Source organism: Stenotrophomonas sp. GD03654, from assembly GCF_029845105.1.
GTDB lineage: Bacteria > Pseudomonadota > Gammaproteobacteria > Xanthomonadales > Xanthomonadaceae > Stenotrophomonas > Stenotrophomonas africana.
This window is the reverse complement of the sequence record NZ_JAOCLC010000022.1, coordinates 47,742-66,509: the sequence shown is the minus strand read 5'-3', so window position 1 is coordinate 66,509 and position 18,768 is coordinate 47,742. Positions and strand designations below refer to the sequence as shown.

Here is an 18,768-nt window from a genome sequence, read left to right as displayed (position 1 = left end):
AGCGTCTCGATCAGGTGCTCGACGTAGGCTTCGAAATCCTCGCGCGCCTGCTTGGGTTGCTGCAACTGCAGCGACAACTGCAGGAAGCCGACATAGGCGGCGTAGGCGAGGCGTGCACGGTGGCGCGCATCGGTCGAGCTGAGCCCGGCCTGGCGGAACGAGGCGATCAGATAGTCGAGGCGGCGCTGCGACACCCGGTCGATCACCGGGCGCACCATCGGGTGGTCCAGCGCCTTCAGCAGCTCGCTGTAGATGATGTGCGGCTGCACTTCATGCGCCACCATCTGGAACAGCTGGCGCAGCCGCACACGCGGGTCCGGTACGTCTTCCAGACTGCCGAACACCTGTTCCTGTTCGAACAGTTCCCAGCGTTCCAGCGCGGCCTGCAGCAAGGCGTCACGCGAGGGGAAATGCCAATAGAAACTGCCCTTGGTCACGCCGAGTCGCCGCGCCAGCGGTTCCACCGCAACGGCGCCTACGCCTTGTTCAGCAATCAGGTCGAGGGCCGCCTGGGCCCAGTCTTCGGCACTCAGGCGGCTGTTGCGGCCGGCGCGCGGTTCGCCGGCGGAAGCGTCAGGTTGATTCATGGGCTGATTTAACCATACGCCGGGGTTCGTTGCAGTACGCCGTTGCGGGCGAAACCTTCAAAGGGCTCTCCTGCAGGCCTGTCGCACTGCACCATACGATGCAGTATTGACTTCCCACCCAAGCGATCCATACTAGCAAGTATGGTTACGTCCCCTACTCCCGCTGCGTTCCATGATCTGCGCCTGGAGGCTGCCCATGGCGCGCGCCTTGCAGCGACCGCCAGCGACCATGGCCGACGCGGCCGGGTGCTTTTCGCACATGGCTTCGGCCAGACCCGTCATGCCTGGATCGCCACCGCCCGCGCGTTGTCCGCGGCGGGTCTGCAGACCCTGGCCTACGATGCGCGCGGCCACGGCGACTCGGACTGGAATGCCGCCGACCTGCCGTATCACGGCGAACAGTTCGCCGATGATCTGATCGTGCTGGCCGGCGAGCAACCGCGCCCGCCGGTGCTGGTCGCGGCCTCGATGGGCGGCCTGTTCGGCCTGCTGGCCGAATCGCGCTGGCCTGGCCTGTTCTCGGCGATGGTCCTGGTCGACATCACCCCGCGCTGGGATACCGCCGGTGTCGAACGCATCCTGGCCTTCATGACCGCCCATCCTGACGGCTTCGCCTCGCTGACCCAGGCCGCCGACGTGATCTCGGCCTACATGCCGCACCGTCCGCGCAAATCCGAGCAGTCGCTGCGCGCACTGCTGCGCGAGGACGGCCACGGCCGCTGGCGTTGGCACTGGGACCCGCGTCTGGTGGCCGAACTGGCCCGCGACAGCGAGCAGCACCAGGATGCGCTGGCCGAGGCCGCACGCCAGGTGAAGTGCCCGCTGCTGCTGGTCAGCGGCGGCCGCAGCGACCTGGTCACGCCACAGACCGTGGCCGAATTCCTGGCGTTGGCGCCGCACGCGCGCCATGTACAGCTGCCGCAGGCCACGCACATGGTCGCCGGCGATGACAACGACGCCTTTACCGCAACTGTGTTGGACTATCTGGACGTGTTGCCCGCAGCGGATGCTGCAGCTTCGTCCGCCACAAACGAGCACGTCACCGGAGCACGCTCATGAGCATCGTTCTTCCCTTCCTCGCCCTGCTGCTGGCAGGCGCGTTCGTCGCCTACCACCGCATGCGGCTGGTTACCTGGACGCTGATCAGCGTGGCGCTGCTGGCCGCCTGCTGGTTCATCCCCTACGTCAACCAGACCGCCACGATCATTGCGGCCGCTGTGTTGGCCGTCATCGCCGTGCCGCTGCTGCTGCCGTTCATCCGCAAGCCGCTGCTGACCGGCCCGATGATGAAGGTGTTCCGCAAGGTGCTGCCGCCACTGTCGCAGACCGAGCGCATCGCGCTGGAAACCGGCTCGGTTGGCTTCGAGGGCGAACTGTTCACCGGTGATCCGGACTGGAACATCCTGCTCAACTACCCAAAGCCGCAGCTGACCGCCGAAGAACAGGCCTTCCTCGATGGCCCGGTCGAAGAGCTGTGCACGATGGTCAACGACTGGGAAATCACCCACGTCCATGCGGACCTGCCGCCGGAACTGTGGGCCTTCATCAAGAAGAACAAGTTCTTCGGCATGATCATCCCGAAGGAATATGGCGGCCTGGGCTTCTCTGCGCTGGCCCACCACAAGGTGATCCAGAAGCTGGCCTCGGTGTCCTCGGTGGTCAGCTCGACCGTCGGCGTGCCCAACTCGCTGGGCCCGGGTGAACTGCTGGTGCATTACGGCACCCAGGAACAGAAGGACCAGTACCTGCCGCGCCTGGCCGATGGCCGCGAAGTGCCCTGCTTCGGCCTGACCGGTCCGTTCGCCGGTTCCGACGCCACCTCCATTCCGGACTACGGCATCGTCTGCAAGGGCGAGTGGAACGGCGAGCAGGTGCTCGGCGTCAAGCTGACCTTCGACAAGCGCTACATCACCCTGGCCCCGGTCGCTTCGCTGATCGGCCTGGCCTTCCGCATGTACGACCCGGATGGCCTGATCGGCGATACCCGCGACATCGGCATCACCCTGGGCCTGCTTCCGCGCGACACCGCCGGTGTTGAAATCGGCCGTCGCCACTTCCCGCTGAACTCGACGTTCCAGAACGGTCCGATCCGCGGCAAGGACGTGTTCATTCCGCTGACCCAGCTGATCGGTGGCGCGGCCATGGCCGGCAAGGGCTGGAACATGCTCAACGAGTGCCTGGCCGTGGGCCGCTCGATCACCCTGCCGTCCACCGCCAGTGGCGGTGCCAAGGCCGGTGCCGCCGTGACCGGTGCCTATGCACGCATCCGCAAGCAGTTCGGCCTGTCGGTCGGCCGCTTCGAAGGCGTGGAGGAAGCGCTGGCCCGCATCGGTGGCAAGGCCTACAAGATCAGCGCACTTTCGCAGGCCACTGCTGCTGCGGTGGACCGCGGTGACGTGCCGTCGGTGCCGTCCGCCATTGCCAAGTACCACTGCACCAACATGAGCCGTGAAGTAATCTCGGACATGATGGACGTGATCGGCGGCAAGGGCATCATCCTCGGCCCGCGCAACTTCGCCGGTCGTAGCTGGCAGGCTGCACCGATCGCGATCACCGTGGAAGGCGCCAACATCATGACCCGCAGCCTGCTGATCTTCGGCCAGGGTGCGATCCTCTGCCACCCGTGGGTGCTGAAGGAAATGAAGGCCGCGCAGGATCCAGACACCCGTGCCGGCCTGCAGGACTTCGACCGCAGCCTGTTCGGCCACATCCGCTACGGCATCTCCAATGCCGTGCGTTCGTTCTGGTTCGGCCTGACCGGTGCGCGCTTCGGTGCCGCCCCGGGCGACGCCTATACCCGCCGCTACTTCCGCAAGCTGGACCGTTACTCGGCCAACCTGGCGCTGATGGCCGACATCTCGATGATGACCCTCGGCGGCAAGCTGAAGTTCAAGGAGTCGCTGTCCGGCCGCCTGGGCGACGTGCTGAGCCATGTCTACATGACCAGCGCCATGCTCAAGCGCTATCACGACGAAGGCGCACCGCAGGCCGACCAGCCGCTGCTGGCCTGGGCCTTCCATGACAGCGTCCACAAGATCGAAGAGTCGCTGTCGGCCGCACTGCGCAACTTCCCGATCCGCCCGATCGGCTGGCTGATGTGGGCGCTGATCTTCCCGCTGGGCCGTCGTGCCGAGGCCCCGGGCGACCGCCTGAGCCGCCGCGTCGCCGCCCTGCTGATGGCGCCGAATGAAGCCCGCGACCGCCTGGCCAGCGGCGTGTTCCTGACCCCGTGCGAGAACAACCCGGGTGGCCGCATCAACAGCTACCTGAGCAAGGCGATCATGGCCGAGCCGGTGGAGCGCAAGTTCCTGAAGGCACTGAAGAGCAAGGGCATCGAAGCGCTGGACTTCAACAGCCAGCTGGACGAAGCCGTGGCCGAAGGCGTGATTACCCAGGACGAGCGCAGCCTGCTGGAAGAGCTGCGTACGCTGACGCTGGATACCATCACCGTGGACGACTTCGACACCCACGAACTGCGCGCGGCCAGCTACTACGACCGCCAGCACAAGGACCCGCATTCGCAGGCGGCCTGATCGCCCGCGACACGCGTTGCCTCGACGGCGGGCCTCGGCCCGCCGTCGCTTTATCCGCCGACCGGAATCCTCCTCATGTCCACGCCCCTGCTCTCGCTCTACAACCGCCTGCAGCGCTGGCCTGCCGGCACCTGGCTGTTCTCACGCGCGGTGTGCTTCAAGGCGCCCTACTTCGCCAGCATCGCGCCACGCATCACCCGCCTGGAACACGGCCGCTGCGAAGGCACGCTGGCCGACCGCCGCAAGGTGCGCAACCACATCGGTACGGTGCACGCGATCGCGATGTGCAACCTGGCCGAACTGACCGCCGGGCTGATGGTCGATGCATCACTGCCGAAGGGAATGCGCTGGATTCCAAAGAGGATGCAGGTGCAGTACCTGGCCAAGGCGCGTGGCACGCTGCAGGCGGTGGCGCTGCCGGCGCAGCCGATCGTGGTCGCGGCCGAGGGCTATGCGCTGCCGGTGACGGTGAGCGTGCGCGACCGCGCGGGGACGGAGGTGTTCAGCGCGGTGATCGACATGTGGATGTCGCCGGCGAAGTAGTGTTCCCGCGAACGGCGCAGCCCCTCGTGGGTGCGTCGCGAAACGCGGTTTATCGGCTGGGCCGGAGGGGTGGGGCCGGGCGGGGTATCCGCGCCATGGATGGCGCGGCTAAGCCTACACGGACGTACTTGCGGCGTCCCCCGCGGACCCAACCCGCCCGGCCAACCCCATGACAAGCTTTACGTGGCCAACCCACGAGGGGCTGCGCCGTTGGCTGGAAACTACGCCACCGCGCGAAACACCAACGCCAGGATCGCCGGCACCGCCTGGATCATGAAAATGCGCCGGCTCACGCTGTACGCGCCATAGCACCCCGCCACCACCACACAGGCCAACGAGAAGGTCACCAGTACCGGCTGGTCGATCACCAGACCCACCCCGATGCCCGCCGCCAGGAAGCCGTTGTAGAGGCCCTGGTTGGCCGCCAGAACGCGGGTGGTCTCGGCCTTCTCCGGCGTGTTGCGGAACGTCTTCAGGCCCAGCGGGCGGGTCCACAGGAACATCTCCAGCACCAGGAAGTAGACGTGAAGCAGTGCGACCAGCAAGGTCAGGGCGAGTGCGATCCAGTACATGGGCGGTTCCTTGGACAGGGAAGAAGAATCGGATCAGATCCCTTCCCCATGGGAAAGGGATCTGACCCCGGAAAATCAGCGGTCGCGCGGCAGCTTCTTTTCTTCGCGCAGTACACCGAATGCGGCGGCGGTCATGCACGCGGCAACCACCACGCCGCCGATGAACACCACGTGTGAACCAAACAGCGACAAGCCCTTGTGCACCCACGCAAAGCTCAGGTCCGCGCCGCGGTACACCACCGTGTCGATCGCTGCGCCGGCCTTGTAGCGCCACTGCCGGTCCACGCGCGTGTAGATGGTCTCGCGCGCCGGCTTGGCCAATGCGAACTCGCTGGCCCGGGTCATCACCTGTACCACTGCCACCATCAACGGCATGGGTGAAGCGGCAAGCACCGAGAAGCCGATCAGGATCGCAAATCCAGGGATCAACAGGGCCGGTGCAATGCCGTGGCGTGACAGCAGCCAGCGGGTCAGGGCCAGCTGCATCAACAGCGCCAGCGCGTTCACCGCCAGGTCGATGCGCGAGAAGAAGGCCGTGGCGGCACCTGCATCGTTGAACGCCGCACGCACGATGCTGGCCTGCTGGTTGTACAGCAGGGTGCCCACGCCCACACCGAACACCACCATGATCGCCAGCCAGCGCAGCAACGGCTCACGCGCGATCAGTTTCAGACCGTCCAGCACGCTGCCGCCCATTGGCTGTTCGCCGGACACCAGCTGCTGCTCATGCTCTCGCAGCACCGCCCAGCGCCGCAGCCGCCAGATGCTCAACAGGCAGATGGCGAGAAAACCGGCCGAGACCAGCATCAGGTTGGCGATACCCACGCGCTGCACCAGCGCACTGGTGATGATCGGACCGAGGAAGGCACCGATGGTGCCAGCTGCGCCGATGTAACCGTAGAAGGCACGTGCCTGTGCGTTGGAAAACACATCGGCCATGAAGCTCCAGAACACCGCCACCGCGAACAGGTTGAAGACGGTGATCCAGAAAAAGAAGGCCATGCCACGGCCTGGCACACCGCTATCGAACAGTACGTAGAAGCCCAGCAGCGTGACGATGAAGAACCCGTACACCACCGGCAGGAACACCCGCCGCGGGAAGCGGCTGACCAGCCAGCCATACACCGGCTGCAGCACCAGCATGATCACGAACACGCAGGAGAACAGGAACTGCAGGACGAAGTCCTTCAACGCGATGCCATGGCTGGCGAACCAGGCAATCAGCATCGGCGGAAACACACTCTCCAGGTCGGCCGAAGCGGCCATCGCCTCACGCACCGGGCGCAGCACGTAGTAGCCGCTGAGCAGGCAGAAGAAATACAGGAACGACCACCACAGCGCTGGTGACTCGCGCAGTGCCGCCGTCAGCCCACGCAACGGCCCGTTGCCCCTCACCGCGCTCACGCGGCGTCCCTCGCCAGAAGACGGCGGTTGGACAGCGGCATGGCAGGCTCCGGGGGCGGTGAAGCGCGTACGTTAGCCAATGCACTGCAACATCGCCAGCAGGAGGCCGTCTGAAGGCCGCAATGGACTGTCATGACCGGGCCCGGACGACACGTTCCGATACACGCTTTCGGGGCGTCAAAATTCCAACTTTTTCAACGAGATGCGCATTCATCTTCGCTTTGTTTGTGCACAGGGGAAAAGCGGCGCTAGAATCGCCATCAGCAGTCGCGCACGGGTCCAACCGATGAAAAAGAACAGCCTGCGTCGTCCGATCCGTTCGGCGGCCACCGGTTTGCTGGGCATGTTGATGCCCGTTGCCTTGTCCACCACCGCGCAGACCCCACCACCATTGCCGCCGATGCCGGCCAACATCGAATCCGCTGCCGGCGCTGCTGTGGCTCACACCCAGCCCGCGGCCTACCGCACCGGCCTGGTGCCGCAGGTGCAGGCCCCGGCCGCCGGCTTCAACGTCGCCAACATTGAGTCGATGGCGCAGCAGCTCACCTATGGCGAGCGCGTGCCGGGCATGGCCGTGGCCATCGTGCAGGGTGGACGCGTGCTCAGCGCGCGCGGCTATGGCGTTACCGACGTCAACAACCCGTTGCCGGTCGACGCCCACACCGTGTTCCGCCTGGCGTCACTGTCCAAGGCGTTCGCCGGCACCATGGCCGGCCTGCTGGTCAACGACGGCACCCTGCGCTGGGACAGCAAGGTCACCGACTATGTGCCGGGTTTCCGCCTGAACTCGCCGGAAGCCACCGACCGCCTGACCGTGGCCGACGTGCTCAGCCATCGCGTCGGCCTGCCGTACAACGCCTACGACCGCGACATCGAAGGCAACGCCGAGTACTACGCACTTACCCAGAAGCTGGCCAACACCAGCCTGAAGTGCCTGCCGGGCGACTGCTACGCCTACCAGAACGTGGCCTTCAGCCTGATCGGCGACGTCGTCTATGCCGCCTCCGGCAGCTTCTACGAGCAGTCGGTCGAGCGCCGCATCTTCAAGCCGCTGGGCATGAACGATGCCAGCCTCGGCCTGGCCGGCATCCAGGCCAGTTCGCGCTGGGCACGTCCGCACGTGCGCAGCCGCAATGGCTGGGTCTCGCTGACGCCGAAGCCGACCTACTACCGCGTTGCTCCGGCGGCCGGCGTCAACGCCAGCGCCAGCGACATGGCGCAGTGGCTGCTGGCCCACACCGGCCATCGCCCCGACGTGCTGCCGGCCCCGTTGCTGGCCACCCTGCATTCGAGCCTGATCAACACCCCCGGGGAGATGCGTTCGGGCTGGCGCCGCGAGCGCCTGCACTCGGCCGGCTACGCACTGGGCTGGCGCACCTTCGACTACGCCGGCCACGACGTCGTGTTCCATGCCGGCGCCGTGCAGGGCTACCGCGGCCTGGTCGCACTGGTGCCGGAACGCGACCTCGGCATCGCCATCATGTGGAACGGCGAAAGCGGCCTTCCCAGCGGCCTGCTGCCGACCGTGCTCGATGCCGCACTTGGCTTGCCGGCGCAGCGCTGGCTGGACGTTGACACCGACTTCGGCAGCGACAACCTGATGGCCGAGGGCGCCAGCCCGGCACAGCAGGACAAGCGCAAGGGCAAGGGTGCTTCGAGCAACCGTGCGGTGGCCTCGCCGCGCTGATCTGGCGGGCTCGACCGTGGATGGGAGGGGCGGGCTGAGGGTCGCCCTTTTTATTGGCTCTTGTAGAGTCGAGCCATGCTCGACTCCGCTGGACCTGTAGAGCCGAGCCATGCGCGGCTGAGCGGAATCGTGGCGAAAAGCAGTCGAGCATGGCTCGCCTCTACAAATGGCTCGCCTCTACAAACGGAGGGCTAGTGCGCGAAGTAGTGCATGCCGCCATCCACCGGAATCACCGCGCCGGTAATGTAGCCGGCCAAGGGCGAGGCCAGAAAGGCCACCAGCGGCGCCACCTCCTCCGGATCACCAAAACGCCCGATCGGAATGTTGCGGGCAATGAACTCGCGTCGGCTCTCCTCGGTGGGATGCAGGCGGCCGAGGATCTGTGCGCTGTTGATCCGTCCCGGCGCAATTGCATTCACCGTGATGCCCTGCCCGGCCACTTCGGAGGCCAGCCCCTTGCCCCACAGGTGCAGCGCCGCCTTCGCGGCGGTAGCCGCGTTCACTGCGCGCGGCTCCATCGAACCGCTGAAGTTGATCACCCGTCCCCAGCCCTGCGCCTGCATCGCCGGCAGCAGCGCCTGGGTCAGGCGCCGGGCTGCAGAGAAGTTCAGCGCGACCGCCTCCTCCCAGACATCGTCACCGGCATCCATCGGGGTTGGGCGCGATCCCCCCGCCGCGTTGACCAGGATGTCGACGCGCTGCAGCGCCGCCAAGGCTGCATCCGCGATGCGGCGTACATCCTCCGCATCGGTGACGTCGCCGAGCAGGATGATCGGTGCCGGCGCACCCGTGGCCTCAATCCCTTCAGCCAGCGCCTGCAGCGGTTCCGCACGTCGTGCGCTGATCGCAATGCGTACGCCTTGGGCCGCCAGCAGCCGGGCAACACCGGCACCGATGCCACTGCCTGCGCCAGTGACCAAGGCGGTGCGCCCTTCGAGGTTCAAATCCATGGTGATCTCCTGTGAGCATGGCCGGTACATCCGGCCCGTGCAATGCATGCTGTTCGATCACCGCTGATTGATAAACTCCGCGCAGGTTTCAGCATTCAACACCCGGGGTGTCAGATGAACCTGCTGGAGAGCATGCAGGTCTACGTGCTGATCGTGGACAAGGGCAGCCTCAGCGCTGCGGCAGCGGCGATGGCTATCTCGCCGACGATGGCCGGCAAGCACCTGCGTGCACTGGAAGCTCGCCTGGGCATGCAGCTGCTGAGCCGCACCACGCGGCGCCAGCACATGACGCCCTTCGGCGAGGACTACTACGCCCGCTGCAGGGAGATCCTGCGGCTGGTGGATGAAACCGATGCACAGGCCCAGCACCAGCAGCTGGCACCGGCAGGCACGCTGCGCATCAGCGCACCGGTGATCTTCGGCACGCATGCGCTGGTGCCTGCGCTGGCCGACTATATGGCGCGCTATCCTGGCGTGCGTGTCGAAGCGACGCTGAGCGACCGCGTCGTCGACCTCGTCGAAGAAGGATTCGAAGCGGCACTGCGCATCGGTACGCTGGCCGACAGCAGCACACTGGTCGCGCGCGCACTGACGCCGTACCGGTTGATGATGTGTGCCTCGCCCGCGTACCTCGCCCGGCATGGCACGCCCACCGATCTGCAGGCACTTGCCCGGCACGAGCGCCTCTCCCTCGAACCGACGGCACTCGCGCAGTGGCTGCAGGCCGACGCTGGCGAACTCGACCGTGCGCCCGACGGTCGGCTCCAGATCAACAACGGCGAAGCGCTGCGTACGGCGGCGCTGCATGGGCTGGGCATCGTGCTGCAGTCGGCACTGCTGCTGGCTGCCGACGTCGACGCCGGGCGCCTGGTACAGCTGTTCCCGGAGCAGGGCCAGACCGGCCGGCCGATGCACGTGGTCTTCGCCCATGATCGCTACCACTCGACGCGCCTGCGCAGCTTCCTGGACTTCCTGGTGGAGCGCTTTCCACCGGAGGCGCACCGCTAGCCTCGACGCTCAGAAGAACAGTCGATCATGGCTCGACGCTACAAACGGCCCATAAAAAATGTCCGCAGTCAAGCGATTGTTGAAATCAGCCTGATGGCCGGAAGTCTATATGGGGTGCGGGTTTGGCTCTACTTCGGGCCGCCTTGCGGGGCTGTGGCGTTGTGGGCTGGGAGCCACATAGGAGCTTCGCGGTAGAAAGCCCGAGCGTGCTGCATCGGGGGCGGTTGCCTGCAGGCGGTAGCCGCGTTTGGTCTTCATAGCCCAATCGGTCGCCGTCCTCCAGAATGAAGAACGCGCAGCCTTGGGCTGCGCGTTTGAGGGATGGCCGCCAGCGGAAACCGGCATCATCAGCTTGGCTTCGGCGGCGCGGCCTTGCCCGCGCCTCCCTTCCTGAATCCCCGATCTCCGACCATGAAGGCTTCTAGCATGTGCGGAATTAGCACCGTGGCATCGACCGCCTCGCCGTAGGTCTGCGCGTGCAGCGTAGCGTAGCGGTCGAGGTCGGCTTTCAGGCTGGCCGGGCAAGCAAAAGTCAGCTTCGTGGATTCCGTTTTCGGCAGCGGCCCGAGCCGTAGCTTGCGCGTCGTCATCGCGAAGTCCCCCTGTTGAAGAAAAGTGGCTGGTACGGCCGCAGCACCAGATCGCGGTTGACGATGATGCGAACCGGCAAGCCGGGGCGCTCCGTCAAGGTGGGCTGGATGTTGAGGTTGCGCCGGGTCATCTCCTGACCGACCTGATTGATGCTGTCCTGGGCGCTATCGCGGCCGGCGATGATGACGCGATCACCGTCCTGCCGGTTCTCCGGCGCAGCCAGTTCGGCACCGATGCCCAGTAGCGTCGTCAGTGCCGCACCGGCAAAGACGCGATCCCAATGCCAATCCACATCATCTTCCAAGCCGGCGTAGCCGGCCGGATCGGTGCCGGCCAAGTTGTCGAGCTTGAGCGAAGACGTGTCGGGCAGGATGATCCGGTTCCACACCACTTGCACGCGGCTCTGCCCGTAGCTGACCTGGCTGTTGTATTTGCCCAGGATGCGTGACCCCTGCGGGATCAGCAGGAACTTGCCGGTAGCCGTGTCATAGACCGGCTCCGTCACTGTGGCGATCACATCGCCCGGCAAGTCCGACTTGATGCCCGTCACCAGCGCCCCGGCGACCACCGTTCCGGCCATGACCTGATACGGCGACGCCGGCAGCGTCAGGTTGCCGGAATCACGGGCTTCCGTGGTTCCGGCTTTCTGGAATGCCTCTTTCTGGTCTTGCCGGTTCTGCACGGCGGTCGGGTCGGCGGGCTGGGCCGCCGTCGACGCAGGCCCGGCCGCCAGCGGGTCGAAGGCCGCATTGGCGGTGAAGCCCGGCGCAGCGGCTACCTGTGTCTGCGCCACCGGCGCGGCCTTCTGCGAACCAGAGCGGAAGAACACCGCCGATGCCGCTGCTGCTTCGGCTTCCTTGCGCAACGCGTCGTTGGGGTCGTTGCCGGGGGCCGCGTAGGCGGCCGTCACCGGCTGCTGCGACTTCACAATGGCCGGGCCAAGATCGCCTGGCAGCGGCGGCCCCAACTCCGGCACGGATGCCGCCAAGGGGGGCGGCAGCTTCGAGTAGTCCGCCGGCAGCGCGTCCAACCCTTCGGACTTCGAGACGCGATCGACGTTGTAAAGCTCGGTCTGCTCGCCTGCACCGCGCCGCTGCGGTTGCAGCGACCACATCAGCGCGCCGAGCACAGCGACCGAGAGACCGCCGACGAGGATGGCCAGCGTGCGCCGGTTCAGGCGCGTGACCGGGCGCGGTTGGGCGCGCAGCGCAACTGCCTCGGGTGCCACCTTGCCCGCATGCGGCGTGGCGAGGTCGGGAGTGTCGTCCTGGCTCATGGTCAGTTCCTCCGCGCCAAGCCATCCGTGCGTTCGATACGCACCACGTCACCCTTGTCGCCGCCCAGGCGCAGTTCGGCCGCGCCGAACAGCCGATCCACGATGTAGTAAGGCGAGCGAAAACGGTAATTCACCAGTTGTCCGTCGCCCTGCGCGCCGATGACGAACAGCGGTGGCAGCTCGCCTTGGGCGATTCCCGGCGGGAACTGGATATAGACCTTCTCGCCATCGTCGAAGGCGCGCAGCGGCTTCCACGGCGGATTGCTGCCTGAGACGGAATATCGGAAGCGGATCTTCTCCAGCGACAGTCCGGTATCGACCGGTGCGGCGGCGCTAGCCGCCTGCGACTGGCGCTGCAAGGCCAACATCCGGTCTTTTGGGTAGTCCCAGGACACCGACGCCATCCATGCCTTTTCCGTCGAGGTCAGTTCCAGCAGGTATGTTCTGCGACTGGTGGTGATGACCAAATTCGTCTTGAGGCCTGAGCGGATGGGCTTGACCAGCACATTGATGCGCATCGCGTCGCCGCTGCCGCTGGACGTGTCACCGACGATCCAGCGCACGGTATCGCCGGCTGCGACCGTCACTAGTTCCTCGCCCGGCTGCAAGGAAACCACGGTCACGCGTCCCGGCGCGGCATAGACTTGGTAGAGCGCACCATCGGTGAAGGGCCACACCTGAATCGCATTGACGTAGCCCTCGCGCGTGGGCGCGATGCGCGCCTCGGCATTGGCACGGGAAACGCGCACCTTCTCATCGGCCGGCTCCGGCTTAGCCGGGGCCGCGTCCAACTCGTGCAGCGGCTTCAACTGCGCTGGCAGCGCCAGCGGCTCGGGCATGGCGACGACTTCCACTGGAGCAGGCGGCTCCGGCAGCGGCTGTGCCTGCACCGGCTCATCGAGCGAAATGGACGGAGGCGGCTTGCCCTGCGAAGCGCAGCCCGACAGGGCCACCACGGTCAGCGCGAAAGCGTATAAGCGGAAAGACAGGTTCATGGCTTGGCTCCTTCAGAAGAATCCAGTTCGCGGCTCCACGACAGGCCGTTGACGTAGATACCCAGCGGGTTCTTGCGCAGGCGCTGTTCGGTGCGCGGGGTTTGCAGGACGGTGGAAAGCACCGCGTTCCATCGCTCGGTCCCGGCGGGGGCACCGTTGATGAACCGTTGCTCCGTCCAACGGACGTTGAACGAGGCATCGCTGGCGCGTACCACGCTGGTGATCTGCACCGTCACCGACTCGCGGCCAACACGGGCGAAAGGATCGTTCTTGCTGGCGTAGTCGTTGAGCACCGCCGCGCCTTTGTCGGTGGTGTAGTCGTAGGCGTCCAGCCAGTTTTGCCGCACCACGATGGGATCGATAGACAGCGAGCGCACCAGCGTCACGAAGCGCGCCAGGTGGTGCGCGATCTGCGCATCGGCGGGCCGGTACGGCGTGGCGGCTTCGCCGACGGCGCGCACCTGCCCCGACTGATCGACCTCGATGACGTAAGGGGTGACGATGGACTGCGCCGAGCGCCACACCAGGCCACCGGCCATCAGCAGCGCAAGCGTGAGGCAGCCGAAGGCCATAAAACGCCAGTTCTTGGCCTGGACGCGGGCCGAGCCGATGCGCTCGTCCCACACCTGCGCGGCGGATTGGTACGGGGTGGCAGGCTGCGGCGTGTCGGCATAGCGCACCTGCGGGCGTTTGAATCGCATAGGGTTCTCCTTGGTGGTCAGGTATCGGGTCACGCATCGGGGCGCAGGCTTGGGCCTTGCCCTGAGCCGCCGCCGTCGCCACTGCGCAGCGTGTGGGCTGCGGTGGTTGCGGCATGGGTGATCTGCTGGCGGCGGTGCATCCGCTTTGCCCAGGCGGGTTGCTCTTGCTTCGGCGCGCTGGCTGCGCCTTCGCCTGCGGCGGCCTGGCCGGAACCGGCAGCGCCGACATCCGCACCGTTCCATCCTGCCCGGAAGGAGTCGGCCACCTTCTGACCGGCAGCGGAAGCGCCCGATGCAGCTCGGCGGCCTGCCGCTTGCGCGCCGGTCTTGGCGACATTGCCGAGGCCCGCAGCCGCGCCTTTAGCCCCGCCGCCCGCAGCGGCGGAACCGGCCTGGAATGCGGACTTGGCGCTGCTGGCCGCCGACGTGGCGGCGCGTGCGCCGCTCCCGGCCAGCTTTGCGGCGGCCGGGGCCATGCGTGCGCCCGCCATGACGGCACCGCCCACGCCGGTCGCGGCGGCACCGATGGCAACACCCGTGCCTACCGCGCCGACGGCAGCGCCCGCCATCGCACCCGCGCCGAGCTGCGGCGCACCGGACACAAGGCCCGTGGCGATGCCGGGGCCGAAGATGCCCAGCGCCAGCAAGGCAAGCGAAGCCAGCATCACGACAAGCGCATGGTCGATGGAAGGCTCGTCGGGATGAACCTGGAACTCCGCGAACAGGCCCGAGCCGATGCCGACGATTACCGCCAGCACCAAGACCTTGATGCCTGACGAAACCACATTGCCGAGCACCTTTTCCGCGAGGAACGAGGTTTTGTTCCAGAGCGCAAACGGGATCAAGACGAAGCCGGCAAGCGTGGTCAGCTTGAACTCGATCAACGTGATGAAAAGCTGAACCGCGAGCACGAAGAAACAGAGGATCACCACCAGCCAAGCGATGAACAGCACCACGATGGGGTCGAGGTTCACGAACACTTCGGGGAAGCCGGCCATGTCACCGATCTGGTCGAGGATCGGCGCAGCGGCGTCGATGCCGGTCTTGGCAAGCCGACCCGGCTGCAAGAAGTTCTCCATCGTTATGGCCGAGCCAGTGGCGGTGATGCCTAGCCCGGCGAACGAGCGGAACACGATGCTCGACAGCCAATTGAAGTTACCGATGATGTAGGCGAAGGCACCGACGTAAAGCACCTTGCGCAGCAGCTTGGCGATCACGTCCTCGCCCTGGCCGGTCGCATGGCTCATGGCCCAATACAGACCGGCAATGGTCATGTCGATGACAATGAGAGTGGCCGTCAGGAACGCGACTTCGCCTTGCAGCAGACCGAAACCGGAGTCGATGTAGCGCGAGAAGGTATCGAGGAATCTGTCGATGATCGTTACGTCGTTCATGGCGTGTCCTCCGCAGCGGCGAGCGACGCATCACCTTCCGGCGCGTCGTCGGTTGGCGTGTCGAAACTCGCCGGAATCGGCGGCAGTTCTGCCAGCGTCCGGTATTCGTCCGGCCCAGTCTGGCCGGTGAAGAAGCGCCGCCGGAAGGCTTCGGCAGCGGCGCGACAGGTGTCTTCGCCTGCGGTTTGCCGGTCGGCTGCGCATTGGGCGCGCAGCGCCTTGAGCCGCACGGGATCGGCGGCCAAGGTGGCGGTCAGGTCTTCAGCCGGCTGCTGGCCGCATGCGGTCAGCAGCACGGCCAGCAGGACAGGAACGCATCGCATGGCCGCCTCCCGTCAGTTGTTGTAGAAGTTGACGGACTGCGGTGTGTACGGCGTGCCGGTGCCCAGGAAGCGCCGCCGCACTTCGCGGGCGCGCTCGGTGGCCGCTGCCTGCCGCGCCAGCTCCAGCGAGGCCGCCCTGTCTTGTGTGATCTGGAGCTGCTGGGCCTGGATGGACTGCTTGGCCTGCAAGGCGAGAAGCTGGTTCGTTGCCTGCATCGCTTGCAGCGCACCCGTGGCCGATTGGCTTTGGCTCACGAGGTCGGCCAGCGCGCTTTCGTCTTGCGTCAGGTTCTGCGACACCTGCGCCTGCATCCGCATCGCGGTGTGCAGGCCGTCGAGCGTGTTCTTCCAGCGTTCGCGTGCGTCCTGTGCCATGCGGTCGCCGCTGATGGTGGCGGCGTACTGCTCCGGGTACAGGCGCGAGAACGTGGCATCCATGCTCTGCACGTCGTAGGCCAGCCCTTGCGCCTCGGCAATCAGGCGTTCAGTCGTGGCGAGCGTCGAGCGCAGCCGGTTGACGATGTTGAAGTCGAGATTCGCCAGGTTGCGCGCCTGGTTCATCAACATCTGCGCTTCGTTCTGGAGCTGGTTGATCTGGTTGTTGATCTGCTCCAGCGTGCGGATGGCAGTCAGCGTGTTCTGCACCAAGTTGACGGGATCAACGAAAGTGAGCGCCGCCGCTGGCTGAGCGAGCATCAGCGAGCCGGCCAGCGCGGCGGCGAGCGAAACGGAAAGTACACGGGTCTTCATGGCGAAATCTCCAGGGGTTGAGTAGCGAGGAAAGAAGCCGCCGACGGCGAGGACGGCAGCAGGTCGGCGGCCCAATCGAGGCCGCGATGGCGTAGCCACGCACCGGCGAAGCCGGGAGCGCCGGCCTGCGTCAGCACTCGGTCAATGTCGCGTTGGTCTTGCGGTGTGGATGCGCCCGAGAAGGCGAGCGCGGCTGGCCCCAGGTCGAGGTCGAACAGACGATTGCCCAGGCGCGATTGGTAGTAGTAGTCGCGCTTGGGCTGCGCGGTGGCGACGATTTCGATTTGCCGACTGTTGAGGCCAAAGCCCTCGTAGACCGTGCGAATCTGCGGCTCGGTCGCCTGCGGGTTGGGCAAGAAAATCCGGCTCGCGCAGCTTTCGATGATCGCGGGCGCGATGGTCGAATCCTTGATGTCGGCAAGCGACTGCGTGGCGAAGATCACCGACACGTTTTTCTTGCGCAGAGTTTTCAACCATTGCCGGATGCGTGCCGCGAAGGACGGTTCATCAAGGAATAGCCAGGCTTCATCGAGAATCAGCAGCGTGGGAGCACCGTCGAAACGTGCATCGAAGCGGGCGAACAAGTAGCGCAGCACCGCTTGCACGGCGGCGGGGCTGTGCATTAGCTCTTCCATCTCAAAGCCCTGCACGTCGCCGCTGCCGAGCCGGTCGCGGTCGGCATCCAGTAGCTTGCCGTGCGCGCCGCCCAGCACATACGGCGACAATGCCTGCCGCAGCGCGTTCGATTGCAGCAGCACCGAAAGCCCGGTCATCGTGCGCTGCTCCACCGGCGCACCAGCGAGGCTGCCGAGCGCCGACCAAATGGCGGCTTTCTCGTCGGGGCCGACGGTCACGCCTTCATGCAGCAGGCGGCCTTCGATCCACTCGGCGGCCCAGGTGCGATAGCCTTCGCTGTCGATACGGGCCAAGGGCTGAAAGGCAATGGCGCCGTCCGCGCCGAGGTCGTAGTGTTCGCCGCCCAGGCCCAGCACCGTCGCCCGCATGGATCGCCCCATGTCGAAGGCGAAGATGCGCGAGCCGCCATAGCGGCGGAACTGCAAGGCGAGCATCGCCAGCAGGACAGATTTTCCCATGCCCGTCGGCCCCGCGACCAGCGTATGCCCCACGTCGCCGATGTGCGTCACCAGCCGGAACGGCGTCGCGCCATCCGTGCGCGTGACGATCAGCGGCGGGCCGTCGAGATGGGCGTTTTTCTCCGGCCCAGCCCACACGGCGGACACCGGCATCATGTGCGCCAGATTCAGCGTCGAGACGATGGGCTGGCGCACGTTGGCATAGGCATTGCCTGGTATGGACGACAGCCACGCATCGACTGCATTTAAGGTTTCGGGGATGGTGACGAAGCCACGTCCTTGGATGACACGTTCCACCATGCGCAGCTTTTCGTCGGCTACGGCAGGGTCGTCATCGAACACCGTCACCGTGGCGGTGAGGTAGCCGAAGGCGACTTGATCGCTGCCAAGCTCTTGCAAGGCGGCATCCGCGTCGGCCGCCTTGTTGCTGGCATCCGTGTCCACCAGCGGCGATTCCTGCTGGAAGATGGTTTCGCGCAGTAGCGCAATGACATTCTTCCGTTTCGCAAACCACTGGCGACGCAGGCGGCCCAGCTCCTTTTCCGCCTCGGCTTTATCGAGGCAGAGAAACCGGGTACTCCAGCGATAGGCAAAGCCCAGGCGATTGAGGTCGTCCAGCAGGCCCGGCCAGGTCGAGGTCGGAAAGCCCCGCACCGACACCACGCGCAGATGCTGGTCACCCAGCATGGGCGCAAGGCCGCCGACTAGGGCGGAATCGGCCAGCAGTGCGTCGAGGTGGAAAGGCACCTCGGGCACGGCCAGCCGGTAGCGCCGCGTGGACACCGTGGCGTGAAGATAAGTCAGCGTCGCGGCATCGTCCAACCAGACGATTTCTGGCATCACGCCATCGAGCAGGTCGAAAACCCGATCCGTTTCTGCCAGGAAGGCGTCAAGCCGACCGCGCCAGTCCACACCATCGCCCGGCGCGTGCTCGTAGAGCAGCTTGGCTGCACGAGCGCGGGATTCCTCCGGCGGCAGATAGGCTAGCGTCAGGTGATAGCTGCTTTCGTAGTGGTTCCCCGATTCCTCAAAGGCAGCGCGGCGTTCTTCGTCCACCAGCCAGGACAGCGGTTCGGGAAAGTCGGAATGCGGATAGTCCGCGGCCGACTGGCGCTCGGCTTCCACGAACAGCGCCCAGCCCGAACCCAGCCGGCGCAACGCGTTGTTTAGCCGTGCCGTCGTGGCGATCAATTCGCCCTGCGTGGCGCTGTCCAGATCAGGCCCGCGAAAGCGCGCCGTGCGCTGAAACGAGCCATCCTTGTTCAGCACCACGCCCGGCGCGATCAGCCCAGCCCAGGGAAGCCAGTCGGCCAGCAAGGCGGGCCGCTGGCGGTATTCGGCAAGGTTAAGCATGGCGGCG

Annotated in this window: 17 protein-coding genes; 5 read left to right on the top strand and 12 right to left on the bottom strand. The window is 66.0% G+C overall.

What is annotated here, in order from left to right:
• Window positions 1–587, bottom strand: a 587-nt coding sequence (locus N5J73_RS10475; RefSeq protein WP_279940909.1) for a TetR/AcrR family transcriptional regulator, incomplete at its 3' end; no start/stop codon positions are given.
• A 141-nt stretch (window positions 588–728) separates the two neighbouring features.
• Here N5J73_RS10475 and N5J73_RS10470 point away from each other — a divergent pair.
• The 3 genes from N5J73_RS10470 to N5J73_RS10460 all read left to right on the top strand — a co-directional run bounded on the left by N5J73_RS10470 (window position 729) and on the right by N5J73_RS10460 (window position 4,663).
• Window positions 729–1,646: an alpha/beta hydrolase gene (locus N5J73_RS10470; protein ID WP_049445385.1), complete on the top strand. Its 918-nt coding sequence runs from the start codon at window positions 729–731 to the stop codon at window positions 1,644–1,646.
• The gene (locus tag N5J73_RS10465) at window positions 1,643–4,120 is read left to right on the top strand and encodes an acyl-CoA dehydrogenase (RefSeq protein ID WP_049445388.1); all 2,478 of its coding nucleotides are present in this window, start codon (window positions 1,643–1,645) and stop codon (window positions 4,118–4,120) included. Before N5J73_RS10470 ends, N5J73_RS10465 begins: the two co-directional genes overlap by 4 nt.
• A 75-nt stretch (window positions 4,121–4,195) precedes the next feature.
• The gene (locus N5J73_RS10460) at window positions 4,196–4,663 is read left to right on the top strand and encodes a hotdog fold domain-containing protein (RefSeq protein ID WP_049445391.1); all 468 of its coding nucleotides are present in this window, start codon (window positions 4,196–4,198) and stop codon (window positions 4,661–4,663) included.
• 221 nt (window positions 4,664–4,884) lie between these two features.
• Here N5J73_RS10460 and N5J73_RS10455 read toward each other — a convergent pair whose 3' ends face one another.
• Window positions 4,885–5,235, bottom strand: a complete 351-nt coding sequence (locus tag N5J73_RS10455; protein ID WP_049445395.1) for a DUF1304 domain-containing protein — start codon at window positions 5,233–5,235, stop codon at window positions 4,885–4,887.
• Between the two features lie 75 nt (window positions 5,236–5,310).
• Complete coding sequence (locus N5J73_RS10450; protein ID WP_049445398.1) at window positions 5,311–6,639, bottom strand: MFS transporter; 1,329 nt, start codon at window positions 6,637–6,639, stop codon at window positions 5,311–5,313.
• A 286-nt stretch (window positions 6,640–6,925) separates the two neighbouring features.
• Here N5J73_RS10450 and N5J73_RS10445 point away from each other — a divergent pair, with 286 nt between their 5' ends.
• A complete protein-coding gene (locus tag N5J73_RS10445) occupies window positions 6,926–8,326 on the top strand; it encodes a serine hydrolase domain-containing protein (RefSeq protein WP_049445401.1) in 1,401 nt (466 codons plus the stop codon).
• Window positions 8,327–8,517: 191 nt separating this feature from the next.
• Here N5J73_RS10445 and N5J73_RS10440 read toward each other — a convergent pair whose 3' ends face one another.
• Window positions 8,518–9,276, bottom strand: a complete 759-nt coding sequence (locus tag N5J73_RS10440; protein ID WP_049445404.1) for an SDR family oxidoreductase — start codon at window positions 9,274–9,276, stop codon at window positions 8,518–8,520.
• Between the two features lie 114 nt (window positions 9,277–9,390).
• Here N5J73_RS10440 and N5J73_RS10435 point away from each other — a divergent pair, with 114 nt between their 5' ends.
• A complete protein-coding gene (locus tag N5J73_RS10435) occupies window positions 9,391–10,284 on the top strand; it encodes a LysR family transcriptional regulator (protein WP_049445407.1) in 894 nt (297 codons plus the stop codon).
• A 347-nt stretch (window positions 10,285–10,631) separates the two neighbouring features.
• Here N5J73_RS10435 and N5J73_RS10430 read toward each other — a convergent pair whose 3' ends face one another.
• Genes N5J73_RS10430 through trbE form a run of 8 tightly spaced genes read right to left on the bottom strand, consistent with a single transcriptional unit; the run spans window position 10,632 to window position 18,761 of the window.
• On the bottom strand, window positions 10,632–10,874 hold the full coding sequence (locus N5J73_RS10430; protein WP_004883121.1) for a DUF2274 domain-containing protein: 243 nt from the start codon (window positions 10,872–10,874) through the stop codon (window positions 10,632–10,634).
• Window positions 10,871–12,151, bottom strand: coding sequence for a TrbI/VirB10 family protein (locus N5J73_RS10425; RefSeq protein WP_004883119.1), 1,281 nt, complete (start codon window positions 12,149–12,151; stop codon window positions 10,871–10,873). Before N5J73_RS10425 ends, N5J73_RS10430 begins: the two co-directional genes overlap by 4 nt.
• A gap of 2 nt (window positions 12,152–12,153) precedes the next feature.
• On the bottom strand, window positions 12,154–13,146 hold the full coding sequence (gene trbG, locus N5J73_RS10420; RefSeq protein ID WP_004883112.1) for a P-type conjugative transfer protein TrbG: 993 nt from the start codon (window positions 13,144–13,146) through the stop codon (window positions 12,154–12,156).
• Window positions 13,143–13,847 (bottom strand): conjugal transfer protein TrbF, encoded by a 705-nt coding sequence (gene trbF, locus N5J73_RS10415; RefSeq protein WP_004883108.1) that lies wholly within the window; start codon window positions 13,845–13,847, stop codon window positions 13,143–13,145. Before trbF ends, trbG begins: the two co-directional genes overlap by 4 nt.
• Window positions 13,848–13,876: 29 nt before the next feature.
• Complete coding sequence (gene trbL, locus N5J73_RS10410; protein WP_004883106.1) at window positions 13,877–15,241, bottom strand: P-type conjugative transfer protein TrbL; 1,365 nt, start codon at window positions 15,239–15,241, stop codon at window positions 13,877–13,879.
• Window positions 15,238–15,564: a hypothetical protein gene (locus N5J73_RS10405; protein WP_004883103.1), complete on the bottom strand. Its 327-nt coding sequence runs from the start codon at window positions 15,562–15,564 to the stop codon at window positions 15,238–15,240. The genes trbL and N5J73_RS10405 overlap by 4 nt, the downstream gene beginning before the upstream one ends.
• Before the next feature lie 12 nt (window positions 15,565–15,576).
• Window positions 15,577–16,314 (bottom strand): P-type conjugative transfer protein TrbJ, encoded by a 738-nt coding sequence (gene trbJ / locus N5J73_RS10400; protein WP_004883101.1) that lies wholly within the window; start codon window positions 16,312–16,314, stop codon window positions 15,577–15,579.
• The gene (gene trbE / locus N5J73_RS10395) at window positions 16,311–18,761 is read right to left on the bottom strand and encodes a conjugal transfer protein TrbE (RefSeq protein WP_004883099.1); all 2,451 of its coding nucleotides are present in this window, start codon (window positions 18,759–18,761) and stop codon (window positions 16,311–16,313) included. The genes trbJ and trbE overlap by 4 nt, the downstream gene beginning before the upstream one ends.
• Between the last annotated feature and the right edge of the window lie 7 nt (window positions 18,762–18,768).